Source organism: Rhizobium sp. AC44/96 (assembly GCF_001692185.1).
Taxonomy (GTDB): Bacteria; Pseudomonadota; Alphaproteobacteria; order Rhizobiales; family Rhizobiaceae; genus Rhizobium.
Map to the genome: position 1 here is coordinate 53210 of NZ_LXKO01000007.1, position 26539 is coordinate 79748.

Annotated in this window: 30 protein-coding genes; 18 read left to right on the forward strand and 12 right to left on the reverse strand. The window is 60.9% G+C overall.

Features of this window, described 5'->3' with window-relative positions; all coding sequences use genetic code 11:
• Window positions 1-66: 66 nt before the first annotated feature.
• The 7 genes from puuE to A6U87_RS08670 are packed head-to-tail and all read left to right on the forward strand — an operon-like array spanning window position 67 to window position 3794.
• Entirely contained in the window at window positions 67-990 is a 924-nt protein-coding gene (puuE, locus tag A6U87_RS08640; protein WP_065690850.1) for an allantoinase PuuE, read from the forward strand.
• Window positions 990-1487: a 2-oxo-4-hydroxy-4-carboxy-5-ureidoimidazoline decarboxylase gene (gene uraD / locus A6U87_RS08645; protein WP_065690851.1), complete on the forward strand. Its 498-nt coding sequence runs from the start codon at window positions 990-992 to the stop codon at window positions 1485-1487. The genes puuE and uraD overlap by 1 nt, the downstream gene beginning before the upstream one ends.
• A 57-nt stretch (window positions 1488-1544) precedes the next feature.
• The gene (locus A6U87_RS08650) at window positions 1545-1835 is read left to right on the forward strand and encodes a nucleotidyltransferase family protein (protein WP_065690852.1); all 291 of its coding nucleotides are present in this window, start codon (window positions 1545-1547) and stop codon (window positions 1833-1835) included.
• Window positions 1832-2194, forward strand: coding sequence for a DUF86 domain-containing protein (locus tag A6U87_RS08655; RefSeq protein ID WP_065690853.1), 363 nt, complete (start codon window positions 1832-1834; stop codon window positions 2192-2194). Before A6U87_RS08650 ends, A6U87_RS08655 begins: the two co-directional genes overlap by 4 nt.
• Window positions 2195-2196: 2 nt before the next feature.
• A complete protein-coding gene (locus tag A6U87_RS08660) occupies window positions 2197-2697 on the forward strand; it encodes an ureidoglycolate lyase (protein WP_065690854.1) in 501 nt (166 codons plus the stop codon).
• On the forward strand, window positions 2694-3050 hold the full coding sequence (gene uraH / locus A6U87_RS08665) for a hydroxyisourate hydrolase (RefSeq protein WP_065690855.1): 357 nt from the start codon (window positions 2694-2696) through the stop codon (window positions 3048-3050). Before A6U87_RS08660 ends, uraH begins: the two co-directional genes overlap by 4 nt.
• A gap of 3 nt (window positions 3051-3053) precedes the next feature.
• Complete coding sequence (locus A6U87_RS08670) at window positions 3054-3794, forward strand: metallophosphoesterase (RefSeq protein WP_065690856.1); 741 nt, start codon at window positions 3054-3056, stop codon at window positions 3792-3794.
• Between the two features lie 11 nt (window positions 3795-3805).
• Here A6U87_RS08670 and A6U87_RS08675 read toward each other — a convergent pair whose 3' ends face one another.
• Both A6U87_RS08675 and A6U87_RS08680 read right to left on the reverse strand, forming a co-directional pair.
• Window positions 3806-4948 (reverse strand): alpha-hydroxy acid oxidase, encoded by a 1143-nt coding sequence (locus A6U87_RS08675; RefSeq protein WP_065690857.1) that lies wholly within the window; start codon window positions 4946-4948, stop codon window positions 3806-3808.
• 92 nt (window positions 4949-5040) lie between these two features.
• The gene (locus tag A6U87_RS08680) at window positions 5041-6009 is read right to left on the reverse strand and encodes a quinone oxidoreductase (RefSeq protein ID WP_065690858.1); all 969 of its coding nucleotides are present in this window, start codon (window positions 6007-6009) and stop codon (window positions 5041-5043) included.
• A 97-nt stretch (window positions 6010-6106) separates the two neighbouring features.
• Here A6U87_RS08680 and A6U87_RS08685 point away from each other — a divergent pair, with 97 nt between their 5' ends.
• Window positions 6107-6943 carry a LysR family transcriptional regulator gene (locus A6U87_RS08685; RefSeq protein ID WP_065690859.1) on the forward strand — a complete coding sequence of 279 codons (837 nt, stop codon included), beginning with the start codon at window positions 6107-6109 and terminating at the stop codon, window positions 6941-6943.
• A 141-nt stretch (window positions 6944-7084) separates the two neighbouring features.
• Window positions 7085-7681: a dihydrofolate reductase family protein gene (locus A6U87_RS08690; protein WP_065690860.1), complete on the forward strand. Its 597-nt coding sequence runs from the start codon at window positions 7085-7087 to the stop codon at window positions 7679-7681.
• Window positions 7682-7763: 82 nt separating this feature from the next.
• On the opposite strand, the gene A6U87_RS08695 is transcribed toward A6U87_RS08690, so the two are convergent.
• Entirely contained in the window at window positions 7764-8072 is a 309-nt protein-coding gene (locus tag A6U87_RS08695) for a hypothetical protein (protein ID WP_065690861.1), read from the reverse strand.
• Between the two features lie 444 nt (window positions 8073-8516).
• On the opposite strand from A6U87_RS08695, the gene A6U87_RS08700 reads away from it, so the two are divergent.
• Genes A6U87_RS08700 through A6U87_RS08710 form a run of 3 tightly spaced genes read left to right on the forward strand, consistent with a single transcriptional unit; the run spans window position 8517 to window position 10468 of the window.
• A complete protein-coding gene (locus tag A6U87_RS08700; protein ID WP_065690862.1) occupies window positions 8517-9377 on the forward strand; it encodes a cytochrome b/b6 domain-containing protein in 861 nt (286 codons plus the stop codon).
• On the forward strand, window positions 9374-10150 hold the full coding sequence (locus A6U87_RS08705) for a molybdopterin-dependent oxidoreductase (RefSeq protein ID WP_065690863.1): 777 nt from the start codon (window positions 9374-9376) through the stop codon (window positions 10148-10150). Before A6U87_RS08700 ends, A6U87_RS08705 begins: the two co-directional genes overlap by 4 nt.
• A 45-nt stretch (window positions 10151-10195) precedes the next feature.
• Complete coding sequence (locus A6U87_RS08710; protein ID WP_065690864.1) at window positions 10196-10468, forward strand: hypothetical protein; 273 nt, start codon at window positions 10196-10198, stop codon at window positions 10466-10468.
• Between the two features lie 87 nt (window positions 10469-10555).
• Here A6U87_RS08710 and guaD read toward each other — a convergent pair whose 3' ends face one another.
• The 3 genes from guaD to puuD all read right to left on the reverse strand — a co-directional run bounded on the left by guaD (window position 10556) and on the right by puuD (window position 13621).
• Window positions 10556-11863 (reverse strand): guanine deaminase, encoded by a 1308-nt coding sequence (gene guaD, locus A6U87_RS08715; protein WP_065690865.1) that lies wholly within the window; start codon window positions 11861-11863, stop codon window positions 10556-10558.
• Between the two features lie 100 nt (window positions 11864-11963).
• A complete protein-coding gene (locus A6U87_RS08720; protein ID WP_065690866.1) occupies window positions 11964-12380 on the reverse strand; it encodes a COG3650 family protein in 417 nt (138 codons plus the stop codon).
• Complete coding sequence (gene puuD / locus A6U87_RS08725) at window positions 12377-13621, reverse strand: urate hydroxylase PuuD (protein ID WP_065690867.1); 1245 nt, start codon at window positions 13619-13621, stop codon at window positions 12377-12379. Before puuD ends, A6U87_RS08720 begins: the two co-directional genes overlap by 4 nt.
• Before the next feature lie 303 nt (window positions 13622-13924).
• Here puuD and A6U87_RS08730 point away from each other — a divergent pair, with 303 nt between their 5' ends.
• Complete coding sequence (locus A6U87_RS08730) at window positions 13925-14257, forward strand: hypothetical protein (protein ID WP_065690868.1); 333 nt, start codon at window positions 13925-13927, stop codon at window positions 14255-14257.
• 7 nt (window positions 14258-14264) lie between these two features.
• On the opposite strand, the gene A6U87_RS08735 is transcribed toward A6U87_RS08730, so the two are convergent.
• The 5 genes from A6U87_RS08735 to A6U87_RS08760 form a co-directional block, all read right to left on the reverse strand.
• The gene (locus A6U87_RS08735; protein WP_065690869.1) at window positions 14265-15161 is read right to left on the reverse strand and encodes a LysR substrate-binding domain-containing protein; all 897 of its coding nucleotides are present in this window, start codon (window positions 15159-15161) and stop codon (window positions 14265-14267) included.
• Between the two features lie 286 nt (window positions 15162-15447).
• On the reverse strand, window positions 15448-16302 hold the full coding sequence (gene xdhC, locus A6U87_RS08745) for a xanthine dehydrogenase accessory protein XdhC (protein WP_065690871.1): 855 nt from the start codon (window positions 16300-16302) through the stop codon (window positions 15448-15450).
• 3 nt (window positions 16303-16305) lie between these two features.
• Window positions 16306-18645, reverse strand: coding sequence for a xanthine dehydrogenase molybdopterin binding subunit (gene xdhB / locus A6U87_RS08750; protein ID WP_065690872.1), 2340 nt, complete (start codon window positions 18643-18645; stop codon window positions 16306-16308).
• Window positions 18645-20111: a xanthine dehydrogenase small subunit gene (gene xdhA, locus A6U87_RS08755; RefSeq protein WP_065690873.1), complete on the reverse strand. Its 1467-nt coding sequence runs from the start codon at window positions 20109-20111 to the stop codon at window positions 18645-18647. Before xdhA ends, xdhB begins: the two co-directional genes overlap by 1 nt.
• Window positions 20112-20145: 34 nt before the next feature.
• The gene (locus tag A6U87_RS08760) at window positions 20146-20922 is read right to left on the reverse strand and encodes a 3-hydroxybutyrate dehydrogenase (RefSeq protein ID WP_065690874.1); all 777 of its coding nucleotides are present in this window, start codon (window positions 20920-20922) and stop codon (window positions 20146-20148) included.
• Window positions 20923-21105: 183 nt separating this feature from the next.
• On the opposite strand from A6U87_RS08760, the gene glpK reads away from it, so the two are divergent.
• The 5 genes from glpK (at window position 21106) to A6U87_RS08785 (ending at window position 25377) form a co-directional block, all read left to right on the forward strand.
• Window positions 21106-22599, forward strand: a complete 1494-nt coding sequence (gene glpK, locus A6U87_RS08765; protein WP_065690875.1) for a glycerol kinase GlpK — start codon at window positions 21106-21108, stop codon at window positions 22597-22599.
• Between the two features lie 152 nt (window positions 22600-22751).
• A complete protein-coding gene (greA, locus tag A6U87_RS08770) occupies window positions 22752-23234 on the forward strand; it encodes a transcription elongation factor GreA (protein ID WP_065690876.1) in 483 nt (160 codons plus the stop codon).
• A gap of 74 nt (window positions 23235-23308) precedes the next feature.
• On the forward strand, window positions 23309-24298 hold the full coding sequence (locus A6U87_RS08775) for an aldo/keto reductase (RefSeq protein ID WP_065690877.1): 990 nt from the start codon (window positions 23309-23311) through the stop codon (window positions 24296-24298).
• 375 nt (window positions 24299-24673) lie between these two features.
• Complete coding sequence (locus tag A6U87_RS08780; RefSeq protein ID WP_065690878.1) at window positions 24674-25159, forward strand: VOC family protein; 486 nt, start codon at window positions 24674-24676, stop codon at window positions 25157-25159.
• Complete coding sequence (locus tag A6U87_RS08785; RefSeq protein WP_065690879.1) at window positions 25156-25377, forward strand: DUF4287 domain-containing protein; 222 nt, start codon at window positions 25156-25158, stop codon at window positions 25375-25377. The genes A6U87_RS08780 and A6U87_RS08785 overlap by 4 nt, the downstream gene beginning before the upstream one ends.
• A gap of 47 nt (window positions 25378-25424) precedes the next feature.
• Here the strand turns inward: A6U87_RS08785 and A6U87_RS08790 are convergent, their stop codons facing one another.
• A complete protein-coding gene (locus A6U87_RS08790; protein ID WP_065690880.1) occupies window positions 25425-26219 on the reverse strand; it encodes a potassium channel family protein in 795 nt (264 codons plus the stop codon).
• Window positions 26220-26539 lie beyond the last annotated feature (320 nt).

Genomic DNA, 26539 nt, shown 5'->3' on the forward strand with positions numbered 1-26539 from the left:
GTACTTTCCGTCTCGACATTCGCTGCCCGGATGCTACCGTTCGCCCGACTTTCAGAAGGTGATTTCATGGTATCCGAGACTTATCCGCGCAATCTCGTTGGTTACGGACGCAATACGCCCGATCCGAAGTGGCCGGGCGATGCCCGTGTCGCCGTTCAGTTCGTCATCAACTACGAGGAGGGTGGCGAAAGCTCGATCCTCGATGGTGACCCGGCCTCCGAAAACCTGCTGTCGGAAATCGTCGGTGCTGCCGCGTGGCCAAACCAGCGCAACCTGAACATGGAGTCGATCTACGAGTACGGCTCGCGCGCCGGCTTCTGGCGGCTGTGGCGCATGTTCACGGATCTGAAGGTTCCGGCGACCGTCTACGGCGTAACGCTGGCAATGGCGCGCAATCCGGAAGCCGTCGCGGCGATGAAGGAAGCGGGCTGGGAGATCGCCAGCCATGGCTACCGCTGGTTGGAATACAAGGACTTCGCCGAAGATCTCGAGCGCAAGCACATTCAGGAAGCCGTGCGCCTGCACACCGAGCTGACGGGCGAGCGTCCGTACGGGATGTATCAGGGCAAGCCGTCGGACAACACCTTGCGGCTCGTGCAGGAAGAGGGCGGTTTCCTTTATTCGTCGGACTCTTACGCCGACGATCTGCCCTACTGGGTGAAGGGCGTGGATGACAAGCCGTTCCTGATCATCCCCTATACGCTCGAAACCAACGACATGCGGTTTGCGACGCCGCAGGGGTTCAACGCCGGCGATCAGTTCTTCACCTACCTCAAGGACGCTTTCGACACGCTCTATGAGGAAGGCAAGGAAGGCAGTCCGAAGATGATGTCTGTCGGCCTGCACTGCAGACTGGTCGGGCGTCCCGGGCGTGCAGCGGCTCTCAAGCGCTTCATGGAATATGTGCTGAAGCACGACAAGGTATGGATCCCGCGACGGATCGAGATCGCCGAGCACTGGCATCAGCACCACAAGCCGGAGACGATCTGATGATCTCCCGGGACGAATTCGTATCCCGCTTCGGCGGCGTGTTCGAGCATTCACCGTTCATTGCCGAGCGAGCCTATGACGATGGCTTCGTAGGCGACGAACTCACGGTCGATCGCGTTCACACGGCGCTCGTCGCGATCTTTCGCGCCGCGAGCCCGGAAGAGCGGCTGGGCGTGCTGCGCGCGCACCCTGATCTGGCAGGGCGGTTGGCGATCGCTGGCGAACTGACCGAAGACAGCAAACAGGAGCAGGCCGGCGCGGGTCTCGACCGGCTGAACGCCGACGAACATGCGCGCTTCACGACACTCAACACGGCCTATGTCGAGAAATTCGGCTTTCCCTTCATCATCGCTGTGAAGGGACTGAACAAGGACGACATTCTGGCGGCGTTCGAAACGCGGATCGACAACAGCCGCGACGAGGAATTCGCGACGGCGACAGCGCAGGTGGAGCGGATCGCGCTGCTGCGGCTGACGGCGCTGCTGCCCGAGCGCTGAGGCCGGTTTGCTCTTTCATGTCCGTGGCTTATAGTTACGGGCGAGAGGTCTGACGCGATGAAACCATCGGAAGCGCTGGAAAAGAACAGGCAGGCGATCCGCGAAGCGACGACGCGCTTCAACGCGACGAACCCGCGTGTCTTCGGCTCGGTGGCGCGCGGCGAGGACCGGGCGGATAGCGATCTGGATATTCTGGTCGATACGCTTCCCGGCACCACCCTGTTCGATCTCGGCGGACTGCTGGAGGAGTTGAAGGATATTTTGGGGGTGAAGGTGGATCTTGTAACGCCGGGAGGCTTGCCTCCGAAGATTCGGGACCGGGTGCTAGCCGAAGCGGCAAGAATATGAGCGCAGGCAGATTGGTTGACTACATTGATCGGATGCAGGCCGCCGCAGAACAGGCGCGGATGCTGACGGATGATATGGAGCTGCATGACTTTCTATCAGACGTGCGGACCCAGCTTGCGGTTACTATGTCGCTTGTACTGCTCGGCGAAGCCGCCGCGCGGATCGCTGCCGATGACCCAGACTTTCTGCGTGATCACGCCGAGATACCGTGGAGCAAGATCCGGGGTATGCGCAACCTGATGGTTCACGACTACTACCGAGCCGATCTGACGGCGATCTGGAGCACCGTGAGGAGCGACCTTGAGACATTGATTTCCCAACTCGATTCCTTACGCCACTGGCGTATTCAAGGCGAATAACCGTGACTGAATTCCTCGACATCCAGCCCCTTACCAAATCGGCCTTCATGCCGTTCGGCGAGGTCATCGAAGCCGATCCTGCGACGATGCGGTTCATCAACAATGGCACGACCGAGCGCTTTCATGCGCTGGCGTCGGCGGAAGCAGCAGGCGAGGGCGCGCGTGTTATCATCAACCTTTTCCGTGGCCAGCCGCGGGCGTTTCCGTACGCGGTGGGCATGATGGAGCGTCACCCCTTCGGCAGCCAGAGCTTCTCGCCGATTTCGGGCCGTCCCTTTCTCGTCGTCGTCTCGGAAGACGAGGGCGATCGGCCGGGCCGTCCGCACGTTTTCCTGGCGCGCGGCGACCAGGGCGTCAATTATTTCAGGAATGTCTGGCACCATCCGCTGATGTCGCTGGGCGCCGTCAGTGATTTCCTCGTTGTCGATCGCGATGGACCGGGCAACAATCTGGAAGAGTTCTTTTTCGATACACCCTTCATTATCAGCGAGCCCGCCTTATGACCGGACTGACCACACATGTTCTCGACACCGCCTCCGGCAAGCCGGCCGAAGGGCTGAAGATCGAGCTGTTTCATCTCGAAGGCGACGTTCGCCACCATATCAAGACGGTGATGACCAATTCCGACGGCCGCGTCGATGGCGGACCGATCCTCTCCGGCGAGAGCTTCAAGGCCGGCACGTACGAACTTTTGTTTCATGCCGGCGATTATCTGCGGGGAACAGGCGTGGCGTTGCCGCATCCCGCCTTTCTCGATCTCGTGCCGATCCGTTTCGGCATCGCCGACGAGCGCGGGCACTATCATGTGCCGCTGCTGATCTCGCCCTATGGCTACTCCACCTATCGCGGGAGCTGATCGATGCGCTTTGCGGCGATCGCGGATGTCCATGGTAACCATCTTGCGCTCGAGGCGGTGCTTGCCGACATCAGGGCGCAGGGCATCGACGAGATCGTCAATCTGGGCGATTGCCTGAGTGGGCCGCTCGAGGCGGGCAAAGCCGCGGACACGTTGATGGCGTTGGATGCGGTGACTGTGCGAGGCAACCATGACCGCTATCTGATCGAAAGCTCGGCGGATGCCATGCCGTCGTGGGAGCAGCACGCCTATTCGCAATTGGCGCCACGTCATCTGGACTGGCTGCGCAGCCTGCCGTTCAGCGCGGTCTATCGCGACCTGGCCTATCTCTGCCACGCGACGCCCGAGGACGACCAGACCTATTGGCTGGAATCCGTCTCGCCCGAAGGGCATGTGTTCGTGAAGCCTCTCGAAGAGATCGAGGCACTGGCTGAGGGTATCCGGTTTCCGCTGATCCTGTGCGGCCACAGCCATGTTCCCCGGGTCGGGCGCCTTTCCGATGGCCGTTTGATCGTCAATCCCGGCAGCGTCGGCTGCCCCGCCTACAGCGATGACCTGCCTTACGAGCACAAGGTCGAGGCGGGCCATCCGCTGGCGTCCTACTGCATCATCGAGACGTCTGCTGAGGGGTGGTTGCCACAGTTCCGAACGGTCGCTTACGACCACATGGCGATGTCGCGGCTCGCAAAAGAAAACGCCCGCCCGGATTGGGCAGGCGCGCTTGCGACGGGCTGGGTGCGCTAGGCTAGGCTAGCTTACTGGCGGCCCAGGATGATCGAGGAGTCGACATCGTTGATGTCGCGCTTGCCGCAGAGTGCCATGGTGACGTCCATCTCCTTGCGCAGGATGCTGAGTGCCAGCGACACGCCTTCCTTGCCCATGGCGCCGAGACCGTACAGGAAGGGGCGGCCGATATAGGTGCCCTTGGCGCCGAGGGCGATCGCCTTCAGCACGTCCTGGCCGGAACGAATGCCGCTGTCGAGGTGGATTTCGATCTTGTGTCCGACGGCATCGACGATCTGCGGCAGCATGCTGATCGAAGAGGGGGCGCCATCAAGCTGGCGGCCGCCATGGTTGGACACGATGATGGCATCGGCACCGGTTTCAGCCGCGGACTTGGCGTCCTCGACGTCGCAGATGCCCTTGATGATCAGCGGGCCGCCCCACTTTTCCTTGATCCAGGCGACGTCATCCCAAGAGAGCTGGGGATCGAATTGCTCGGCCGTCCATGAGGAGAGGGAGGAGAGGTCGGAGACGTTCTTGGCGTGGCCGACAATGTTGCCGAAGCTGCGACGCTTGGTCTGCAGCATGTCGAGGCACCAGAAGGGGCGCGTCGCCATCTGCCAGATGTGCTTCGGCGTGAACTTCGGCGGTGCGGACAGGCCGTTGCGCAGGTCCTTGTGGCGCTGGCCGAGGATCTGCAGGTCGGCGGTCAGCACCAGCGCCGAGCACTTTGCGGCCTTGGCGCGGTTGATCAGGTTCATGACGAAGTCCTTGTCCCGCATCACGTAGAGCTGGAACCAGAAGGGCTTTGTCGTCACCGATGCGACGTCCTCGATCGAGCAGATGCTCATCGTGGAAAGGGTGAAGGGAACGCCAGCTTCCTCGGCTGCGCGGGCTGCCAGCATTTCGCCGTCCGCGTGCTGCATGCCGGTCATGCCGGTCGGCGCGAGGGCCACCGGCATCGAGACCTTCTGGCCGATCATCGTCGTCTCAAGCGTACGGTTGGTCATGTCGACCAGAACGCGCTGGCGCAGCTTGATCTTGGCAAAATCGCTCTCGTTCGCCTGATAGGTCGACTCCGTCCAGGCACCGGAATCCGCATAATCGAAAAACATCTTCGGAACGCGGCGCTGGGCGAGTGATTTCAGATCGGCAATGGTGAGAGGCGTGGCCATGGATAAGACTTTCAAACCTGAACAATGCAACGGGCCATATCACATAAAAATTGCATTCGAAACGGTATCTTTTGCCACGCGCCGGTACGTGCTCAGGGGATGAGAAGCAGGCTGCCGCTGCTGCGTCCAGCCTCCAGCTCAGTGTGCGCGACGGCCGCGTCCGCAAGCACGAATTCGCGGACTGGAAGCGACAGAATGCCGAGCCCGATGGCGTTGATAACGGCAACGGCGGCCTCGGCATAAAAGTCCGCATCGGTGCTCGCGGCCATGATGCTTGGGTGCGACAGCGAGCGGTTCGGACGAAGCGCCTCGATCGCCACCGGCGGTATCGGCCCTGCTGCCTGGCCGAAGCTCGCAGCCATGCCAAAGGGACGGGTGCATTGGATGGTCTTTGCCAGCATCGCCCCGCCGATGCCGTCATAGCCAACGTCGACGCCGCGCCCGCCGGTCAGCGCCATGACTTCGCCGACGAGATCGGCGTCGCGGCCGATGACCAGATGATCGGCGCCGTTGGCGCGCGCCAATGCCGCTTTCTCTTCGCTGCTGACCGCGCCGATCACGGTGGCGCCGAGGTGCTTTGCCCAGCCCACGAGAAGCGTGCCGAGCCCGCCGGCGGCTGCATGGACCAGAATGGTCGATGCCGAGGTGACGGCATAGGTGCGGGTGAGCAGCATGTAGGCCGTCATCCCCTTTAGCAGGGTAGCGGCGAACTGCGTCGAGGCGACGTGGTCGGGCAGGCGGATTGCCCGGTGCGCCGGCAGCAGGCGCGTGGAGGCGTAGGCACCGACGGGAGCGCCCATGTAGGCGACGCGGTCGCCGGGCGAGAGCGTTGTGACCTCGGAGCCGACCGCCTCGACCACGCCGGCGCCTTCCGCGCCGATGATGGCGGGATAGGACGCCAGCGGATAGAGGCCCTTACGGTGATAGATATCAAGGAAGTTCACGCCGATGGCGTCGTGGCGGACGCGGATCTCGTTTGCTTCAGGCGCTTGTGGCTGCTGCGGCACGACAGTGAGCTGCTCGATGCCGCCGGGAGCAGTCAGGGTGATTGCGATGTCCATGCTCGGTCTCCTGGAGTTGGCTTGGAGTCCAAGATGGAGGCTGGCTGTGTGATTGAAAATTACCTATGATTTCACATTCAATGGGAAAATATGATCAATGATGGATTGGGAAGATCTGCGGCATCTACTGGCGCTTTCGCGTCTGGGGACCTTGTCGGGCGCAGCCCGGGCGCTTGGCGTAGAGCATGCGACGGTATCGCGCCGCGTGGCGCATCTCGAACAGGAAATTGGTGCGAAACTGGTCGACCGGCGCGGACGGCGGATCCAGCTGACGGCCGAGGGCGAACGGGTCGCAGCCATTGCAGAGCGCATGAGCGCAGATGCGATGACGATCGAGCGCGGCGGCATCGGAGCCGATCAGCGCCACGTCGGCGAAGTCCGCATCAGCGCACCGCCGGCTTATGCCGGCGTGGTTCTTGCGGCGCCGCTCGTGAGGCTGCGGCAGCGCCATCCGGGCATCCGTGTCACAGTCATCGGGGAGACGCGCTATGCATCGCTTGGGCGGCGGGAGGCGGATATCGCCGTGCGGCTCAGCCGACCGGAGAGCGGCGATCTCACGGTCAGGAAGATCGGCGAACTCGGCTTTCATGCCTATGCGGCACCTTGTTACGCCGAGACGACCGACGAGCGCGACTGGACGTTCGTCGGTTATGACGAGGCGATGGCATCGTCGCCACAGGAGGAGCGGTTGGCGGAGATTGCCGCCGGACGGCCGATCGCAATCCGGGCTTCGACGCTCGAGTTTCAGCTGACGGCAGTGAAGGCTGGAGGCGGCGTGGCCCTGCTGCCGGATTTCATCGCCGCGGGCCAGGGGCTGACGCAGCTGCCGGTTGAGGGCGCGGCAATCACCCGTGATCTCTGGCTTGCCGTGCACACCGATATCAAGGATGTGCCGCTGGTGCGGGCCGTGACGGATGCCTTGTGCGGGCGGTGAGGCCTGCCGGTTGAGCCGCGCGCAGGGTCGCGCGCCGCGTTCGAGCGTCGGTCCGGTTCGTTTCTTGTGTTTGGTGAATGAGGGGTGTCGGGACCAGCTAGTCCCGCTCGTCCTTGGTGCAATCGATGCAAGGAGGAAGTGATGAGAGAGTTGATCCTGGCCATGTCGATGTCGCTCGATGGCTTTGTCAGCGGTTCCGCGGGCGAGACCGAGTGGATATTTTCGGGTGATCAGGAGGCCATTGCCTGGAAACTGGAGAAGGCCTGGGGTGCCAGCCTGCACATCATGGGCAGCCGCACATTCCAGGGGATGGCCGGCTTCTGGCCGACGTCCACGAACGCCTTTGCTCCGCCGATGAACCAGATACCCAAGGCGGTCTTCTCGAAGCAGGGAAACGCGATCTTGTCGGCCAAGGCAGAGAGTGCGCCTTCGACAGAACTTCAGCCGGGAGCAGAAAGCTGGGCTGATGCCTACGTGGCGAGCGGCAACCTCGCCGACGAGATCTCCAAGTTGAAGGCTGGAGAAGGCAAGCCGATCATCGCCCATGGCGGTGCGACCTTCGCGCGGAGCCTCATCGCCGAGGATCTGGTCGATCAATATATGCTGACGGTCTACCCGCTGGCCCTGGGCCAAGGCCTGCCGATTTTCTCGGGGCTTGCCCAGCCGCGGCGCCTGGAGCTGATCAGCTCGCGCGTTTTCCCAAAGGGCTCCATCGCCCAGATCTACCGACGGGCGTGACGAGGGCCTGCGTCCGGGGCGCCTGAAGTGTCGCTTCAGCCGCTACTCTCACGCCCGCTGCGCCAAGGCTCTGCCTGAGCGATTATCTTCGGATACGGCGGAAGTCCACGACGCGGCCATTTCGGCGATCGAGGGAGATTTCGAAACGCTGGGCGCCACGCCATGCGCGGTAGACGAAAAAGCGGCCGCGGCAATCGATGCGGCGCACGTCGCGGAAGCCACGGTCGCGGATCCGCCATTCCCCTTCGCGGCAGGTGATCGGCCGGCCGTGGTTGAGGTTGGTTCCGATATTGATATTGATGGTGACGGCATGCGCCGGGGTTGGAACGGCAAGCGGTGTTGCAAGCAGGCAGAAGACAAGTCCGAGTGTCGTGGCTGTGCTTTTGGGCAATGTATACTCCTCCGGGACCGATGGAAGCGTCGAAAAGTTCTCCAACGCTGTTGCTTGAGGTTTCTTGGAGGATTGTCGGGCTTCGAGCGATCACATGCCGCTCGATCTAGCGTGGCAATCTCCTTGCATGCACGAAATCAAAGCGGCGGCCAATCTCGCGGTGAGGCATTGAAGCTGGCCCAAACCGCTGCCATGGTCGCGACGTTAAGTGGTACACGCCTGCAGAATACCCATCAAGTCAACAGCCCGAGATCGCGTTTTAGGATGCCGCTCAATGGCTTGTTGTAGCCGTTCTCTCTGGCGGTTTCGCTATGCCGACATCCACTGTCAAAAACCAGACGACCTCGAGCGGCCGCCACAACAATCTCATCCTTGGTGTAACAAATCTCGCTTGCCTCCCGTACTTGCCATGAGACGCCCGCAACCCGGCGTCGAGGGACGACCATGGCGACGATCGAAGACTACGACGAAAGACCGCCGGGAGCGCCAAGGACGACGTTCATTCAACGCCATTCGGCGCTGACTCGTCTCACGCACTGGATCAACGTGCTCTGTCTTAGCCTGCTTTTGATGAGCGGACTCCAGATATTCAATGCGCATCCGGCCCTCTATTGGGGGCAATATGGCGCCGACGCCGATCCCTCATGGCTTTCGATCGAGGCGGTCGAAGAAGGAGATGGTTTCCGCGGCATTTTGCGAGTTGGCAGTCTCACTGTAACGACGACCGGTATTCTGGGCATTTCGGGGGCCGGTGACGATGCAGCGCAACGAGGTTTCCCGTCGTGGTCGACGATACCGAGCTATCAGGACTTGGCAACAGGTCGCCGGTGGCATTTTTTCTTTGCCTGGCTCTTCGTCATCAACGGGCTGGTTTACACCTTGCATGGCGTCGCAACGGGGCACTTCCGCCGTGATCTGGCGCCTAGCGCGGAGGAGATGTCGCCGCGTCATCTCAAGCAAGAGATTGCCGACCATGCGCGGTTGCGCTTTCCAAAGGGTGAGAAAGCGCGTCACTACAATGTCCTGCAGAAGCTGGTTTACCTCGCCGTGATCTTCGTTCTGCTGCCGCTAATGCTGGCGACCGGTTTGACCATGTCCCCCGGCATCGACGCGGGATATCCGTTTCTGCTCGATGTCTTCGGCGGGCGGCAGTCAGCGCGCTCCATTCACTTCATCTGTGCATGGTCGATCGTTCTCTTCGTCATCCTGCACGTCTCAATGGTCATTCTCTCCGGCCTTTGGAACAACCTGCGTTCGATGATCACCGGTCGCTATGCCATTGAAATTGCAGGAGACGATAAATGACCTTTTCGATCACACGCCGTCGTCTGTTGATCGGATCGGCCGTGGGGCTCGGGGCTATCGGCCTGACTGGCTGCGATGACGTTTCCCAGGATGCCAACGTTCAAAATGTTCTCGCAATGGCAGAGCAACTGACGCTGAAAAGCCAGCGGCTATTGGTTCCCAAGAACAAGCTGGCTCGTGAATTCTCGGAGGCGGATATTTCGCCGACCTTCAAGCCAAACGGGACCAGTCAGCCCGATAGCGAAGAGTATGCTCGCCTTGTGGAAAATGGGTTCGCCGATTGGCGGCTAAAGATCGACGGTTTGGTAGAGCGTCCCGTCGCCCTTTCTCTTTCCGACCTGAAGCTGCTTCCATCGCGCACACAGATCACCCGTCATGACTGTGTTGAGGGCTGGAGCGCCATCGGCAAATGGACCGGCACACCTTTGGGGCCGTTGCTGCAGAGCGCGGGCCTGAAGACTGGTGCGCGCTATGCTGTGTTCTATTGTGCTGATCAGCTTGAACAGACGATGGACGGCAGCGGCACTTATTACGAGAGCATTGATCTCATAGATGCGTTCCACCCGCAGACGCTTCTTGCCTATCAGCTCAACGGCAAGGATCTCGAGGTCGCCCACGGCGCGCCGCTGCGCCTGCGGGTCGAGCGGCACCTCGGCTACAAGCACGCGAAATACCTGATGAGGATCGAGATCAAGGACAGCTTCGCCGGCCTGTGGGGCGGCAAAGGCGGGTTCTGGGAAGATCGTGGTTACGAATGGTACGCGGGAATCTGAGCGGCTTTACCAACGGGCAATGGTGCCCACAATGAGGAGAAGACGATGTTGAAATTCACCCTGGCTGCCATTGTTCTGGCATCGGTATCGGTCACGCCGGTGCTTGCCGCAGAGACTATGATGAAGGCGAAATGCGACAATGCGTCGATGATGAAAATGCAGACGAAAATCGACGGAATGACCGATCCGATGATGAAGGAAAAGAAGGAGATGGCATCCAAGGAAATGATGATGGCTCACGATTCGATGAAGGCCAAGAAGATGGACGACTGCAAGATGCACATGGACAACGCAATGAAAAGCATGGGCACGATGTAATCCTTCCGCATCGATACAGGCTGCCACTGCGGCGGCCTGTATCGATGTTGGAATCCGAGTAATCGCGGCCGTCCGGTCCCGGCTGCCCTAGATTGTGCTCTTGAAAGCGACGCCGGCCACGTAGGTCTCGACGATTGCCCGGTCGTCACCCATGGTCTGAAGCAGGAAGAGTTCTTCGGGCAGTGTCTTTACCACCTCCATCTTCAATGCCATGGCAGGCGTAGCGGCGGCGTTCAGGACGACGACGTCGGCGTCGGTGCCGTTATCCAGCGTGCCGATCTTGTCGGCCAATGACAGTGACAGGGCGTTGCCCAATGTCATGAGGTAGTAGCTTTCCAGCGGGTTCAGGCGTTCGCCGAGCAGTTGCTGGATCTTGTAGGCCTCATCCATCGTGCGCAGCATGGAATAGCTCGAGCCGCCGCCGATATCCGTGGCGACGCCGATACGCACAGGCTTGTCGCGCCGCGCCAGCGCCTTCAGTGGGAAGAGGCCGGAGCCGAGGAAGAGATTGGAGGTCGGGCAGTGAACGGCGACCGAGCCGGCTTCGCTCATCGCATCCGCTTCGCGGTCCGAGAGATGGATGCAGTGGCCGAAAAGCGTCTTGTCGCCCAGCAGGCCGTAGCGGGCGTAGATATCGGTGTAGTCGACCGCCTCGGGGTAGAGTTCGCAGGTGAACTTGATCTCGTCGTGGTTCTCCGAGAGATGCGTCTGGATATGCAGGTCCGGAAATTCGCGCGCCAGCGCCTGGCTCGCTTCCATTTGCGCCGGCGTGGAGGTGATCGCAAAGCGCGGGGTGATGGCGACGTGGTTGCGTCCCTTGCCGTGCCAGTCGGCGATGATCTGGCGGGTCTCGTCATAGCCCATCTGCGGTGTATCAAGCAGGCCCTGCGGCGCGTTGCGGTCCATCATCACCTTGCCGCCGACCATGCGCATGTTGCGCTTCATAGCCTCGGAGAAGAAGGCGTCGGCCGAGGTCTTATGGACGGAGCAATAGGCAACCGCCGTCGTCGTGCCGTGGCGGATCAGTTCGTCGTAGAAATGGGTCGCGATGCGCTCAGCATGTGCGCTCTCGACGAAACGGCATTCCTCCGGGAAGGTGTAGGTGTTCAGCCATTCCAGGAGGTTGGCGGCATAGGAGGCGATCACTTGCATCTGCGGGAAGTGCAGATGCATGTCGATGAAGCCGGGCATGATCAGATGCGGGCGGTGGTCGATCTCGGCAACATCTCCGGCCGCCTTGGCCTTGACCTCGGCGTATGGCCCGGACGCGACGATCTGGCCGTTCTGCATCAGCAGCCCACCGTCGGCTTCATAGCGGTAGCTCTCGGTGTCGGTCAGGCTCTGCGGGGCACGCAGGAAGGAGAGCAGGCGGCCACGGAGAAGGGTTTGTGTCATGGGCGTTCGCCTTTATCGATCATGGTTTTCGTTTGTGTCGTGCGGCGCGGCTCTCTGGTATCTCGCGAGACTGGCCGTTGAAGCTGCTTCTCGACTTGCGTCAGGGCGCAGGCTGGGCAGCGATCGCTGCCGGAGACGCGGCGCAGCCGTATAGTGTCTTGTCCTGAAATGCCAGCGTTGCCTTGAAAGTGTAGTGGCGGTCGGACATGCCGTCGGAGCAGGCTTCCTTGGTGAGTGTCAGCGTGAACGGCGCAGCGCCGCCTGGGACTGTCCATGTTGCAGCGCCTTGGGCAACCGCCGGGCCGGGATTTGCGCTTTTGACATCGTCTTCGCCCGGCCGGCTGAAGGTCACGCCGTCAGCCCGAATTGTCACGGCCCAGAACGGCTCCGTCCCGAGGGCGTTGAGATCCCCCGAAAAGTCGCTCGCCGTTGTCGCCTCCGCCAAGGCCGTCGTCGCGATCTGGCCGCAAAGGGCCAGCGCAGAAAGCAGAAGCAGGGCGCGGGGGATGGTCATCATTCCTTCTTGCCTTCGACAGCGCTTTCGAACCAGGCGACCAGCAGCTTGCGCTCGTCCGGCGTGATGTCGGTCACATTGCCGGGCGGCATTGCATGGCTGCGGCCCGCCTGAATATAGATCTCGCGCGCATGGGCGGCAATTTCGGCATCGTTTTCAAGGACGACGTTCTTTGGCGGCCGCGCCAAGCCCTCATAGACGGGCTCGGCGGCATGACACATCGAACAGCGCGTCGAGACGAGCTGCTTCACCGCGGGAAAATGCGGGTCGCCGGCAAACTGCTGGAAAGCGGGCGCGACGGTTTCGGCGGCCGCGTCCTTTTCGCCGGTCAGAACCTTGGGTACGGTCGACAACCACATGATCAGGATGAACAGGATGACGGTGGCGATCCACGTCCATGTCGGACGACCCTTCCGGGCATGCGTGGTGTTGAACCAATGGCGAATGGTCACGCCCATCAGGAAAACCAGCGCCGCGATCACCCAATTGTAAGCTGTGCCGAAAGCCAGCGGGTAGTGGTTCGACAGCATGAAGAAGATGACGGGCAGCGTCAGGTAGTTGTTGTGCAGCGAGCGCTGCTTGGCGATCGCGCCATACTTCGCATCCGGTGTGCGGCCGGCGATGAGATCGGCGACGACGATCTTCTGGTTCGGGATGATGATCATGAAGACGTTGGCCGACATGATCGTGGCCGTGAAGGCGCCGAGATGTAGGAAGGCGGCGCGGCCGGTGAAGAGCTGCGTATAGCCCCAGGCCATGAACACCAGCACGGCATAGAGCACCACCATCAGGCCCCAGGTGTTCTTGCCGATCGGCGACTTGCAGAGCAGGTCATAGATGATCCAGCCGACGGCGAGCGAGGCGAGCGAGATCGCGATCGCGACGGGAGCGCTGACGTCGAGCACGTGGCGATCGATCAGGAACAGATCGGCGCCGCCGTAATAGACGATACAGAGCATCAGGAAGCCGGAAAGCCAGGTGAAATAGCTCTCGTATTTGAACCAGGTCAGGTGCTCGGGCATCTGCGCCGGCGCCACCAGGTATTTCTGGATATGGTAGAAACCGCCGCCGTGGACCTGCCATTCCTCGCCATAGGCGCCGACGGGAAGATGCGGACGCTTCACCAGGCCGAGATCGAGCGCGATGAAATAAAAGGACGAGCCGATCCAGGCGACTGCGGTGATGACGTGGAACCAGCGGGCCGCAAAGGCCAGCCATTCCCACGCTATGGCGTATTCATACATTCAGTTCCCCTGTTCTTCCTCCGATTCAGCACCATGCAAAAAGTTCGGGCCGGAGGAAAGGGGAAACACGTCAATCAGCGCTCTTCCCCAGGCTGACTAAGTGCGTGCGTCCATTTTTGTTTTCCCGAATGCAGCGGCCTGCGGGATACGGACGGGCGCCCAGCCCGCGGCGGCATCGCTCCCCGGTGGGAATTTGGCGGTCCTTGAAATGTTAAGATTCGATTACACTTCTGTTTGAGGCCACCGCGATGAGGTCGGAACCGCATCATCACGGCGACGCATTCATCGACGGAGAAGATGCCGATGCGCAGTATTCTTGTGTTTGTGATGATTGCCTTTGCATCAGGGGTTTACGCCCATGACGCGCCGACGGGCTGGAGCTACGAGCCCTTCTGTTGCAACGGCAACAACGAGACCGGCGACTGTCAGATGATCCCTCCGAAGAGCGTTGCAATTACCCCGCGGGGCTATCGGGTGACATTGCTGCCCGGCGATCACCGTCTTGTTACTCACGCGCACGTCTTTTTTCTACCGATGACCAAGGCGATGAAGTCAGGCGATGGCGACTACCATCTCTGCCTGTTTCCGAACGAGGATACGCCGCGCTGCTTCTACGCGCCCGAGATGGGATATTGACGTCTGATTACTGTCTGTCCGCCTTCATTTCCGCCAAAATCCAGTTGCGGAAGGCTCGGATCTTGGCAACGTTGCGACGGTTTTCGGGGTAAGCCAGCCAATAGCCGCGGTCGTCGGAACATTGCAGTTCGAAGGGGCGGTAGAGTTTTCCGCTGGCAAGTTCGTCCGGATAGAAGGCAGGCGTAAGGATGGCGACGCCTTGGCCGGCCACGGCCGCCGCCGCTTCGAAGGCCTGAGCGCCGTAGAAACTCTTGATGCGTTTCTCAAGTCCCGCGCTGCGCACGCCAGCCTCCTCCAGCCATTGCAGCCACCATGGATCGGAGGGGTCGAAGATCTTCAACTTCAACAGGTCAGCCGGTTCATGGATACCGCCGATGCTTTCGGCCAGCGCCGGGCTCAGCATCGGGGTGAAATAGACCTCCATCAGCTTCTCCACCCGCAGGCCAGGCCACACGCCGTTGCCCGAGCGGATGGCGACATCGACAGCTTCGCGGCTGAAATCGACAAGCGCGTCCGAGGTGCTGAGCCGCACGGCGATATGTGGATTGGCGAGTTGGAAGTTGCCCAGCCGGCGCGCCAGCCATTGCGAGGCGAAGGTGGTCAGGCAGGTGATCGTCAGCGTCACCTCCGTTTCGCCGCGGGCTTCGGCAATGGCCTGCTGCAGCGTCTCGAAGGCTTCGGCGACCCGCGGCGCCAGCCGTTCACCGGTTTCCGTGAGCGAGATCTGGCGCGGTCGGCGGAGGAAGAGTGGTTCGCCGATATTCTCCTCAAGAAGCTTTACTTGGTAGCTGACCGCCGTCTGGGTCATGCCCAGTTCCTCGCCGGCCTTCGTGAAACTGCCAAGCCGCGCCACAGCCTCGAAGACACGCAGGGCATTCAGCGGAAATTGCTTCGACAGCTTCATAGATAAGTTCTCTTTATGTATGCAGATGGTTGTTCGATTGGAATTGCATCACTTTTTTCCGCAAACTGCAACCTAACAGATCAGATTGTCGAGGTGATGTCATGAACTGCAATAGCAGCGCTATCGAGCACAGCAGAGAATTGGATGGTCACGGCGTCCTGCGTTGGATCGTCGGGTTGGGGCGCATAATGCTCCTCCACCGTCGGCGGGCCGATCGACTTTATATGGAAGGGATGCCTGACCGTGTGAAGCGCGACCTCGGATTTCTCGACGGCCGCGAGCCGCGCTACGAGGCGGAACTCAGGCGATGATGGGCGGCAAGCGCTGTCAGGATCTCGGCGGCGGTCATGGCGGCGATGACTTCGGGTCGCTTGTCCCTGACCGTCGAGCCGCCGATCGGCAGCGTCAGCCTGTCCATCCAGTTTTTCTCGCCGCTGCCTTCGCGCAGCAGCCAGCTGGAGAAGGTGGCACGCTTCGTGGCGGAGCCGATCATGCCGGTATAGGCGAGATCGGTGCGGGCGAGCGCTTCCCGCGCAATCAGAAAGTCGAGCGCATGGTCGTGAGTGAGAATGACCACGGCGGCGCCGGAGGGAATTTCCTCAACCAACGCTTCGGGCATCGGGACGAGACGCGTCCGGGCTTCGGCTGGTAGATTGGCGAGCTCTTCCTTGCGGGTTTCGACCAGCGTTACCAGTAGCGGCAACGGCGCAAGAGCGGCCGCCAGCGCCCGTCCGACGTGGCCGGCGCCGAAGAGGTAGACTTCGGATTGCTGCTCCGTTTCGCCGCTTCGCTTTTTCTCCAGTTCGGAAACGACACCGCCTGTCACCTTGCGGAAGCGCAACTGCGTTCGCCCACCGCAGCATTGCCCGATCTCTGGGCCGAGGGGGATGTCCATCGTTTCCAGGCCGCCGGAGCCGGCGAGCAGTTCCCGCGCGTTGCGGATCGCCATGTATTCGAATTGTCCGCCGCCGATCGTGCCCCAGATGGCATCGTCAGACACGAGCATGAAGGTCCCGGTTTCCCGTGGCGTCGAGCCCTGCGTGCCGATGATCTCGATCAGGATCGCGTGCGGGCGCGTCGCGAGGAAACCGCGGAAGTCACTCCTCGGAATAAACCCTGAGAGGACCTCGCGCCGGGTCATCAGTTACACCTTCTTCATTCGCTCGACGGCCATCAGCACCCGTTCGGGCGTTGCCGGCGCATCGAGCTTTGGGCACACCTTGTAATCCGCGACGCTGGCGACAGCCATCGACAGAGCTTCCAGCACGGAGATCGCCAGCATGAAGGGCGGCTCGCCGACGGCCTTGGAGCGACCGATGGTGTGCTCGGCGTTTTCCGACCATTCCGCGAGGCGGACGTTGAAGATCTTCGGACGGTCGGAGGCCAGCGGGATCTTGTAGGTCGAGGGTGCGTGCGTGCGCAGGCGGCCCTTGGCATCCCACCAGAGTTCTTCTGTGGTCAGCCAGCCCATGCCCTGAACGAAGGCGCCTTCGACCTGGCCGATATCGATGGCCGGGTTCAACGAGCGGCCGACATCGTGGAGGATATCGGTGCGGTCGATCAGATATTCGCCGGTGAGTGTGTCGATAGAGACTTCGGTGCAGGATGCGCCGTAGGAATAGTAGTAGAACGGTGTGCCCCTGCCGGCGGCTCGGTCCCAGTGGATTTTCGGCGTCTTGTAGAAGCCGGCAGCCGAGAGCTGCACGCGGGCGAAATAAGCCTGCTTGATGAAGTCGGAGAAGGGGATTTCCTTGTCGCCGACGCGCACGCGGTTCGGAAGGAAGACCACCTCCGATTCCGGCACTCCCCACATATCGGCAGCAAAGCCGACCAGCCGCTCCTTGATCTGCCGGGCGGCATCGTAGGCAGCCATGCCATTGAGGTCCGAACCGGAGGACGCGGCCGTTGCCGATGTGTTCGGTACCTTGCCTGTCGTCGTCGCGGTGATCTTCACATGCTCGATATCGATCTGGAAGCTGTCAGCGAGGACCTGTGCGACCTTGGTGTAAAGACCCTGGCCCATTTCGGTGCCGCCGTGGTTCAGGTGGACCGATCCGTCCTGATAGACGTGCACGAGGGCTCCGGCCTGGTTGAAGGCGGTCATGGTGAAAGAGATGCCGAATTTCACCGGGGTCAGCGCGATCCCCTTGCGGATGTAGCGGCTGTCGCGGTTGAACTCGATGATCGCCTTGCGGCGAGCCTGATAATCGGCGCTCTCTTCCAGTTCGCCGACGATCCGCTCCAGAATGCTGTCCTCGACCTCCTGGTGGTAGGGTGTCAGGGTGCGCCCTGAGCCGGGCTGGCCGTAGAAGTTGAGCTTGCGGACCTCCAGGGGGTCCTTGCCGACGGCATAGGCGATCTCCTCAATGAAGCGCTCGCCGCCCAGCATTCCCTGCGGGCCACCGAAACCACGAAACGCGGTGTTCGAGACCGTATGGGTCTTGAGCGGCTTCGAGGTCAGGTGAACATGCGGGTAGAAATAGCTGGAATCCGCATGGAAGAGCGCGCGGTCGGTCACCGGACCGGAAAGGTCGGACGAGAAGCCGCAGCGTGCGGCGTAGGTCGCATCCACCGCGTGGATACGGCCTTCGTCGTTGAAGCCGAGTTCGTAATCGACCAGGAAATCATGGCGCTTGCCGGTCGCTGCCATGTCTTCGTCGCGGTCGGGACGGAACTTGATGGCGCGCTTGAGCTTCTTGGCGGCGATGGCGGCCAGAGCGGCAAACTGGTTTCCCTGGGTTTCCTTGCCGCCGAAGCCGCCGCCCATGCGACGCACGTTCACGGTGACTGCATTCGACGGGATGTTGAGGACGTGGCCGACAATATGCTGGATTTCGCTCGGATGCTGTGTCGACGACCAGACGGCAACTTCGTCGTCTTCGCCGGGGATCGCCATGGCGATGTGGCTTTCGAGATAAAAGTGCTCCTGGCCGCCAATCCGCATCTGCCCCGTGAGGCGGCGCGGTGCCTTCTCCATCTCCGACTTGGCTTCGCCCCGCTTCAGCGTCATCGGCGTGATCACCAGCGGGCTGCCGTTTTCCAATGCGCCGTCGATGTCGCTCCAGTGTGGAAGGTCGCGATATTCGATCTTGGCCTTGCGGGCGGCGCGGCGAGCAATGTCGCGGCTCTCGGCAATGACAGCGAAAATCGGCTGGTTGTGGAATTCAACCTTGGTCTCGGCAAGCAGCGGCTCGTCGTGGCTGCCGTTGGAGCTGACATCGTTGACGCCAGGGACGTCCTTGCCGGTGAACACCCACACGACGCCCGGCGTCGCCGCAACCTCCGAGAGGTCCATGCTGAGAATCTCGGCGTGCGCGCGGTCGGATAGTCCAAGCGCGCCGTGCAGCAGGCCCGCGGGTTCCGGCAGGTCGTCGATGTAGTCGGCGGCTCCGGTCACATGCTTGTGCGCGGAATCGTGGCGCAGCGAGCCATGCATGGCCCCGTTGATGATGAACTTGGGTTCGGGGAAGGCAGATTTATCCATTATGCCACCTCCTCGAAGCGGCGAAGTTCCGCGGGCGTGCCCGAGGTTTCAAGATAGAAGCGCGTGAGCAGGTTCTTGGCGGTCAGCTGCCGGTATTCGGCCGTTGCGCGCCAGTCGCTGAGCGGTTGGAAATCAGCATCGAAGGCGGCCCGGGCGGCTTCGGTGGTTTCCTCGTTCCAAGGCTTGCCCATCAGTTCGCTCTCGACGGCCCGGGCGCGCTTGGGCGTGCCGGCCATGCCACCGAAGGCAATGCGGATGTCGTTGACGTCACCTTCGGCGTCCAGCGTCAGATAGAAGGCGCCAAGAACGGCGGTGATGTCTTCGTCGCGGCGCTTGGTGATCTTGTAGACGGAGAATTTCGTGTCCTCGGCGGGGTAGGGCACGAAGATGCTTTCCACGAACTCGCCGGGGCGGCGGTCCTGCTTGCCATAGTGGATGAAGAAATCCTCGAGCCGCAGCATACGCGTGCCCTGGGTCGAGCGCAGCTTGACGGTGGCGCCGAGCGCGATCAGTGGCGGTGGGCTGTCGCCGATCGGCGAGCCGTTGGCGATGTTGCCGCCGATCGTTCCCATGTTGCGAACCTGCTCGCCGCCGATGCGGTCGATAAGGCGACCAAGCGTCGGCACCTTTCCGGCAATGGTTTCGAACGCGCGGGAGTAGGTGACGCCGGCGCCGATGGTGAAGCCGCCTTCGCCCGCCGTGATCGTCTGCAGTTCCGACAGGTGATTGATGAAGACGACGGGGTTCAATGCCCGCATCTGCTTGGTCACCCACAGCCCGACGTCAGTGGAGCCGGCAACAATGGTTGCGTTCGGTTCATCGGCCAGAATCCGTGCGAGGGCCTCTTCCGACTTCGGAACGAGCAGGCGCTCGTCGCCTGATGTGATCGAGATGGTACCGCTCGGCTGCATGGCCCAAAGCCTTGCGACGATGTCGGATCGGGTTCTCTGCAGCGGATCGAACAATGCGCTCGGGCGGACGCGGCTCACCTGTTCTGCCGCCTTCACGATCGGCTCATAGCCGGTGCAGCGACAGAGATTGCCCTGGAGCGCCTTTTCGATATCGGCGCGGCTCGGCTTCTCGTTCGACAGCCAGAGGCCGTACAAGGACATGATGAAGCCCGGCGTGCAGAAGCCGCATTGCGAGCCATGACAATCGACCATTGCCTGCTGTACCGGGTGCAGCGTCCCGTCCTTGGCCGCCAGATGCTCTATGGTGACGACGTGGGTCGCGTTCAGCGATCCCATGAAGCGAATGCAGGCATTGACGGATTCGTAGTGCAGCTTGCCGTCGATCAGCCGACCGACGAGAACCGTGCAGGCGCCGCAGTCACCTTCCGCGCATCCTTCCTTCGTGCCCGTGAGCCGCCGCTTCAACCGGAGGAAATCAAGAAGCGTCTCGGTCGGCCGGACATCGTTTAAGGAGACGTCCTCGCCATTCAGGATGAAGCGGATGCAGTCGTTCATGTTGTTCCTTGTTTTTTATCTTTATTTTGAATGGTTATGCCGCCGTCCAGCCACCGTCAATCGAGATATGGGTACCGGTGACCTGACGGGCGTCGTCGCTTGCGAGATAGAGAGCCAGCGCGCCAATCTCTTCCGCCTTGACGAATTCATGCGTCGGCTGAGCCTTGAGGATCACCTCGGTCTTGACCTGTTCCTCGGTCATCCCACGGGCCTTGGCCGTATCGGGTATCTGCTTCTCGACGAGCGGCGTCAGGACATAGCCCGGGCAAATCGCGTTTACGGTCACGCCGAATTCCGCGAGCTCGAGCGCTGCCGTCTTCGTCAGGCCGAGTATACCATGCTTCGCCGCGACATAGGCGGATTTGAACGGCGAGGCCACCAACCCGTGCGCCGAGGCAATGTTGATGATCCGGCCGTGCTTCTTCGCCTTCATCAGCGGTATTGCAGCCCGCATCGTATGAAAGGAGCTGGACAGATTGATGGCAATGATCTGGTCCCACTTTTCGATCGGGAAATCCTCGATCTTCTCGACATGCTGGATGCCGGCGTTGTTGACCAGGACATCGACCGTGCCGAAGCGCTTGGCGGCGGTCTCGATCAGGTCGGCGATCTCCGCGGGCTTGGTCATGTCAGCGGGATGATGGATCACGCCGGCTTTGGACAATGATTCAAGGCGTTCGGTTATCGCCTTGATTTCTTCGGGTTTTCCGAAGCCGTTGATGACGAGGTTGTCGCCTTTGCCGGCAAACGCCGTGGCAATTGCCAGGCCGATGCCGCTGGTGGATCCGGTGACGACGACTGTCCTGGCCATGTAGTTCTCCCGGTCTGATCGGTTTTGCGACGCAATAGAATGGGAGGTTATGCGCAAAGCGGCAGCGCTGGCAATTGCGTTCCTGGCAAATCTCTTGTGTCCAAAACGACACCGGGCGCTTTCCTCGCCCGTTCGGCTGTCCTATTGATTCGACGCGATAATCATGACGCGGGGAGGACTGGCATGAGCGGATATGTTCTGGCGATCGATCAGGGGACGACATCGACGCGGGCGATCGTGTTCGATGGCGACATGCAGATCGCCGGCGCGGGGCAGAAGGAGTTCACCCAGCTCTATCCGCGTTCCGGCTGGGTCGAGCACGACCCGGAGGAGATCTGGGATTCCGTCGTCTCCACGATCAAGATGGCGATCCGCGAAGCGAAGATCGAAGCCAAGGATATTGCCACGCTCGGGATCACCAACCAGCGGGAGACTGTCGTTGTCTGGGAGCGCGAGAGCGGCCGGCCGATCCACAACGCGATCGTCTGGCAGGATCGGCGCACGGCCAGCTACTGCGACAAGCTGAAGAAGCAGGACCTCGAAAAGACTTTCACCAAGAAGACGGGCCTGCTTCTCGATCCTTATTTTTCCGGCACCAAGCTTTCCTGGATGCTTGCCAATGTGAAGGGCGCGAGAGCCCGCGCTGCCAAGGGCGAGCTTTGCTTCGGCACGGTCGATACCTTTCTGATCTGGCGCCTGACCGGCGGCAAGTGCTTTGCAACGGATGCGACCAACGCATCGCGAACGCTGATGTACAACATTGCCGAAAATGCCTGGGACAAGGAACTGCTCGACATCCTGCGCGTTCCCGCGGCGATGCTGCCTGACGTGAAAGACTGTGCCGACGACTTTGGCGTGACCGAGCACGATATCCTCGGGGCCTCGATCCCGATCCTCGGCGTAGCGGGCGATCAGCATGCGGCGACGATCGGACAGGCCTGCTTCGAGCCGGGCATGATGAAGTCGACCTATGGCACAGGCTGCTTCGCGCTGCTCAACACCGGCAGCGACATCGTGCGTTCAAAGAACAGGCTGCTGACGACGATTGCCTACAGGCTGAACGGCGAGACGACCTATGCGCTGGAAGGCTCGATCTTCATCGCGGGCGCTGCCGTGCAATGGCTGCGCGACGGTCTGGGCATCATCGATAGCGCATCGCGCACCGGCGAGCTTGCCGATGCGGCAGATTCGACCCAAGAGCTCTACCTGGTGCCGGCCTTCACCGGCCTCGGCGCGCCGCATTGGGACGCCAACGCGCGGGGTGCGATCTTTGGCCTGACGCGCAACAGCGGTCCAAAGGAATTTGCCCGCGCCGCGCTCGAGGCGGTCTGCTACCAGTCGCGCGATCTGCTCGATGCCATGCACAAGGACTGGAAAGGCGGCGTGGAAAGCACCGTGCTGCGCGTCGATGGGGGCATGGTGGCGTCCGATTGGACGATGCAGCGGCTTGCCGATATTCTCAACGCACCGGTCGATCGGCCGGTGATCCTAGAGACCACGGCATTGGGCGCTGCCTGGCTCGCCGGGAGCAGGGCCGGGGTCTGGCCTGATCGCACAGGCTTTGCCAAAAGCTGGAAGCGCAATCGTCGCTTCGAACCCGACATGGATGAGAAGACGCGTGCGGCGAAGCTCAAGGGCTGGCGCAGCGCCGTGAGGCGGACGCTTTCGGAGAGCTGACCATCGTTTTCGTGTATAGTGGACGGCTACGATGATCTGACACGCGGGATTGGCCGCTCGTCGGTTGCCGGTATATGCACGTTCGAATTCGGGCGAGACGATTGCCTCATGCACTGCCCGAGCGCGCGGCAGCAAAGATGGAGTTTAGAGATTTGGCCGTTGCCTTCACCAAGGAAGAGAGCTTCGAAACAGCTTCGGAAACGCTGCTGCCCGACCGGGTAATTTCGCCCCATCCGAACCTTGTTACGGAAGCGGGATTGAAGGCCCTCGAACTGCAGCTTCAGCAAGCGCGCGAGGCCTACGAGGCCGCGAGCGCAATCGAAGATGTGAACGAACGGCGGCGCCAGGCCGCAGCCCCCTTGCGTGACGCCCGCTATCTTCTGGCCCGGGTGCGCACGGCCCAACTGGTCCCGGATCCGGTCTCGACCGACACCGTGGCGTTCGGCAGCACGGTGACCTTCAGCCGCGACGACGGCCGCGTGCAGACCTACCGCATCGTCGGCGAGGACGAAGCCGATCCCAAGACCGGCTCGATCTCCTTCGTCTCGCCGGTTGCCCGGCTCCTGATAGGCAAGGCCGTCGGCGATGCCGTCGAAGTCGGTGGGCAGGAACTCGAGATTACCGCGATCTCTTAGTGCAGTTTGGCTCATTTGCCGCAGAACGGATCTTCCGCTAGTACACTCACCGTCGTCAGTGGAGAGGAAACGTCATGGAATATCGCCGTCTTGGGAAGTCTGGCCTGCAGGTCAGTGAATTTTCGTTCGGATCGTGGGTTACGTTCGGCAAGCAAGTCGACGGCGGCGATGCCGTAAGCTTGATGGCACATGCCTACGACAACGGCGTCAACTTCTTTGATAACGCCGAGGGCTACGAGAGCGGGAAATCGGAAGTGGTCATGGGGGAAGCGCTCAAGACTCTGGGCTGGACCCGCGACAGCTATATCGTTTCGAGCAAGGTTTTCTGGGGTGGCAGCAAGCCGACGCAGAGAGGCCTGTCGCGGAAGCATGTGACAGATGCCGCGCACGCTGCGTTGAAGCGCCTGCAGGTGGACTATCTTGATCTCTATTTCTGCCATCGCCCTGATATCGATACGCCAATCGAAGAGACCGTACGCGCGATGCACGATCTGGTCACTCAGGGCAAGGTTCTCTACTGGGGCACCTCCGAATGGTCGGCGCAGCAACTGACGGAAGCCTTCGCGGTGGCACGTGACCTGCGCATAACGCCGCCGACGATGGAGCAGCCTCAGTATAATATCTTCGAGCGTCAGAAGGTGGAGAGCGATTACCTGCCGCTTTACCAACTGATGGGGCTCGGCACGACGATCTGGTCGCCGCTGGCGTCAGGCATCCTGACCGGCAAGTACAACAAGGGTACCCCGAACGATAGCCGCCTGAACCTGCCCGGATATGAATGGCTCAAGGAGAAATGGTCGAGCGAAGCCGGACGCGCGCAGCTATCCCAGGTAGAGGAATTGACGCGCCTTGCCGACGAGATCGGAATATCCATGACCCATCTCGCCCTGCTTTGGTGCCTTTCGAACCGCCACGTCTCGACGGTCATTCTCGGTGCATCGCGGCTTAGCCAATTGAAGGACAACCTCGCGGCCCTGGAGAACAAGAACAAGGTAAATTCAGAGGTTCTGGCGCGCATCGACGCCATCGTCGGCAACAAGCCGGCGGCGCCACAACGCTTCTGAGATCTTGCTTCCAAACCAAAATCAGAAAGGGGTCCGCAATCAGCTGCTGCGGACCCCTTTTTATGCAAGTCACTGCACTGCCATGCTTTACATGCGTGCTGCACATATGCCCTTGCAGCGTCGCTAATATGCGCCTGGTTGGTTAACCGTTGTTTAAACAGATTGATGGGCTGCGTCCGGGGCTTGATTAACGCACGCCGGCCCGTAGTGGTCAGTTGTTGACGCAAAGCTACCGAGGCGCCAGTCGGCCCGCGAGGCGACAAATAAAAGTGCCGCTATCTCGAACATGATGTCGGATTGGAGGCCGCTTGTGCGTCATTGTACCATCGGGTCGGTTCTCGACCTGACGGAGACAGCAAGCCGGAGGAGCAACCAATGTCTAAGAACACAATTTGCCTGTGGTACAACAAGGACGCGGAGGAAGCCGCCCGATTCTATGCTGCGACTTTTCCAGACAGTAAGGTCGGTGCCATCACCAGAGCGCCTGGCAGCTACCCCGATGGAAAAGAGGGAGACGTGCTGGTCGTCGAATTCACCGTATTCGGTGTCGCTTGCATCGGATTGAATGGCGGCCCCACGTTCAAGCACAACGAGGCGTTCTCATTCCAGATCAGCACCGAGGATCAGGAAGAAACAGACCGCTATTGGGATGCGATTGTCGGCAATGGCGGCCAGGAAAGCGAATGTGGCTGGTGCAAGGACAAGTGGGGAATTTCCTGGCAGATTACACCCCGCACTCTCATGGATGCCCTTGCAGCCGGCGGCGACCAAGCAAGCCGCGCATTCGAAGCGATGATGACCATGAAGAAAATCGACGTTGCTGCCATTGACGCGGCACGAAGAGGGGATGGCGTGCGATGACTATCGAGAAGGTCAAAGGACCTGCTTCGTATTTTCCATCGATCGAAAAGACATACGGCCGTCCTATCGACGACTGGCAGCAGATCGTTCGAAGTCACTATCCTGCCAAGCACATGGAACTGGTCGACATGCTGAAGCGCGAACACGGGATGGGCCACGGCCATGCAAACGCGGTCGTTGCGCACACACTTTCGGGTGACAAGCAGACAGCCAGGTAGGGGCAGAGACCCCATGCCAACCACCGTCGGGTCAGCACCTCAAATATCTACGATCCTTCGTCGGGGATGTTGAGGATATCGCCACACGCCTTGCAATGGACGGCATCTGCATCGTGCCGTTGCAGCCCGCATCGGTGGCAGGCATAGGTCACCTTATGGGGCCTGACGATCGCCTGGGCCAGCCGGACAAACAGGGAAATTCCAACCATCATGGTAACGACCGAGGTGAGCTTTCCGACGGTCCCGGGCAACGTGATGTCCCCGAATCCGGTGGTCGTCACGGTGGCGGCAGTGAAGTAGAGCGCATCCACGAAGCCCTCTCCACCAGGTTTGTCGTAGAAAAATGAGGTGTAGACAAAGCCAGTCATCAGAAAAAGGAAAACCACGAAGTTGATCACTGCCTGCACAACGTCCAGCAGATGACTGTATCCCGCTCGATGCAAGAGTTCCTTGATAAGCGGGCTGCGCCCGATTGCCCACAGCCGGAGAACCCTGAGGAAAGCAAAGTTGAAGAGCACCTCCGGGAAGGCGAGCGTTGCCAGAACAATCAAGTCAATCCACGTCATGGGGCGAAGGGCCCACTGGCGGACGGAGGGCGCGGCAACCGCTCGCGCGATCATTTCGATCGCGATCCAAGCGGCGATAAAGTAGTCGATGATCAGGTAGGACGGACCCGATCGAAGGTACGGACCAAGAATGAAGAAGGCGAGGATCGCGATATCGATCGTTGCGAATACGAGCTGCAAGCGGAAGGCTTGACGTCCATCGGCCTTCTCGATCCGACGCAGGCCTTGCTTCAGATTTTTGCGGTGCGAACCGTCACCAACGTCGAAGATACCCATAACCAGACTCTACGCCGGAGCGAGCTACCATCAAGGCCATTTTTCAACAGTGGAGGAAATGGTGGAAGGCACCGTGAAGGGATGTATCCGCTGCCATGAACCAGCATCAATGCCCTGCTCATGGCACGAGTGAGCCCACAATGAGCATAGGGGAAGTGACGCTCCCGGAGCGATCGACGGATATTGATCGCGGCGTTTTAACTGCCGATGACCGCGCGATGCTACACTCGCAGCATCAGACCCTGCATCCCTCGTCCAGACTCCAAATTTTTGCTGCGTCCTGCCGGGCATCGCGTTACTCCTGCGTCATTGAGGAAGAG

Bases quoted from the DNA above. Each gene is read 5' to 3' on its own strand.
- puuE (WP_065690850.1), top strand. From the start codon at position 67: ATGGTATCCGAGACTTATCCGCGCAATCTCGTTGGTTACGGACGCAAT.
- uraD (WP_065690851.1), top strand. From the start codon at position 990: ATGATCTCCCGGGACGAATTCGTATCCCGCTTCGGCGGCGTGTTCGAG.
- A6U87_RS08650 (WP_065690852.1), top strand. From the start codon at position 1,545: ATGAAACCATCGGAAGCGCTGGAAAAGAACAGGCAGGCGATCCGCGAA.
- A6U87_RS08655 (WP_065690853.1), top strand. From the start codon at position 1,832: ATGAGCGCAGGCAGATTGGTTGACTACATTGATCGGATGCAGGCCGCC.
- uraH (WP_065690855.1), top strand. From the start codon at position 2,694: ATGACCGGACTGACCACACATGTTCTCGACACCGCCTCCGGCAAGCCG.
- A6U87_RS08670 (WP_065690856.1), top strand. From the start codon at position 3,054: ATGCGCTTTGCGGCGATCGCGGATGTCCATGGTAACCATCTTGCGCTC.
- A6U87_RS08675 (WP_065690857.1), bottom strand. From the start codon at position 4,948: ATGGCCACGCCTCTCACCATTGCCGATCTGAAATCACTCGCCCAGCGC.
- A6U87_RS08680 (WP_065690858.1), bottom strand. From the start codon at position 6,009: ATGGACATCGCAATCACCCTGACTGCTCCCGGCGGCATCGAGCAGCTC.
- A6U87_RS08685 (WP_065690859.1), top strand. From the start codon at position 6,107: ATGATGGATTGGGAAGATCTGCGGCATCTACTGGCGCTTTCGCGTCTG.
- A6U87_RS08690 (WP_065690860.1), top strand. From the start codon at position 7,085: ATGAGAGAGTTGATCCTGGCCATGTCGATGTCGCTCGATGGCTTTGTC.
- A6U87_RS08700 (WP_065690862.1), top strand. From the start codon at position 8,517: ATGGCGACGATCGAAGACTACGACGAAAGACCGCCGGGAGCGCCAAGG.
- A6U87_RS08705 (WP_065690863.1), top strand. From the start codon at position 9,374: ATGACCTTTTCGATCACACGCCGTCGTCTGTTGATCGGATCGGCCGTG.
- A6U87_RS08710 (WP_065690864.1), top strand. From the start codon at position 10,196: ATGTTGAAATTCACCCTGGCTGCCATTGTTCTGGCATCGGTATCGGTC.
- guaD (WP_065690865.1), bottom strand. From the start codon at position 11,863: ATGACACAAACCCTTCTCCGTGGCCGCCTGCTCTCCTTCCTGCGTGCC.
- A6U87_RS08720 (WP_065690866.1), bottom strand. From the start codon at position 12,380: ATGATGACCATCCCCCGCGCCCTGCTTCTGCTTTCTGCGCTGGCCCTT.
- puuD (WP_065690867.1), bottom strand. From the start codon at position 13,621: ATGTATGAATACGCCATAGCGTGGGAATGGCTGGCCTTTGCGGCCCGC.
- A6U87_RS08730 (WP_065690868.1), top strand. From the start codon at position 13,925: ATGCGCAGTATTCTTGTGTTTGTGATGATTGCCTTTGCATCAGGGGTT.
- A6U87_RS08735 (WP_065690869.1), bottom strand. From the start codon at position 15,161: ATGAAGCTGTCGAAGCAATTTCCGCTGAATGCCCTGCGTGTCTTCGAG.
- xdhC (WP_065690871.1), bottom strand. From the start codon at position 16,302: ATGACCCGGCGCGAGGTCCTCTCAGGGTTTATTCCGAGGAGTGACTTC.
- xdhB (WP_065690872.1), bottom strand. From the start codon at position 18,645: ATGGATAAATCTGCCTTCCCCGAACCCAAGTTCATCATCAACGGGGCC.
- xdhA (WP_065690873.1), bottom strand. From the start codon at position 20,111: ATGAACGACTGCATCCGCTTCATCCTGAATGGCGAGGACGTCTCCTTA.
- A6U87_RS08760 (WP_065690874.1), bottom strand. From the start codon at position 20,922: ATGGCCAGGACAGTCGTCGTCACCGGATCCACCAGCGGCATCGGCCTG.
- glpK (WP_065690875.1), top strand. From the start codon at position 21,106: ATGAGCGGATATGTTCTGGCGATCGATCAGGGGACGACATCGACGCGG.
- A6U87_RS08775 (WP_065690877.1), top strand. From the start codon at position 23,309: ATGGAATATCGCCGTCTTGGGAAGTCTGGCCTGCAGGTCAGTGAATTT.
- A6U87_RS08780 (WP_065690878.1), top strand. From the start codon at position 24,674: ATGTCTAAGAACACAATTTGCCTGTGGTACAACAAGGACGCGGAGGAA.
- A6U87_RS08785 (WP_065690879.1), top strand. From the start codon at position 25,156: ATGACTATCGAGAAGGTCAAAGGACCTGCTTCGTATTTTCCATCGATC.
- A6U87_RS08790 (WP_065690880.1), bottom strand. From the start codon at position 26,219: ATGGGTATCTTCGACGTTGGTGACGGTTCGCACCGCAAAAATCTGAAG.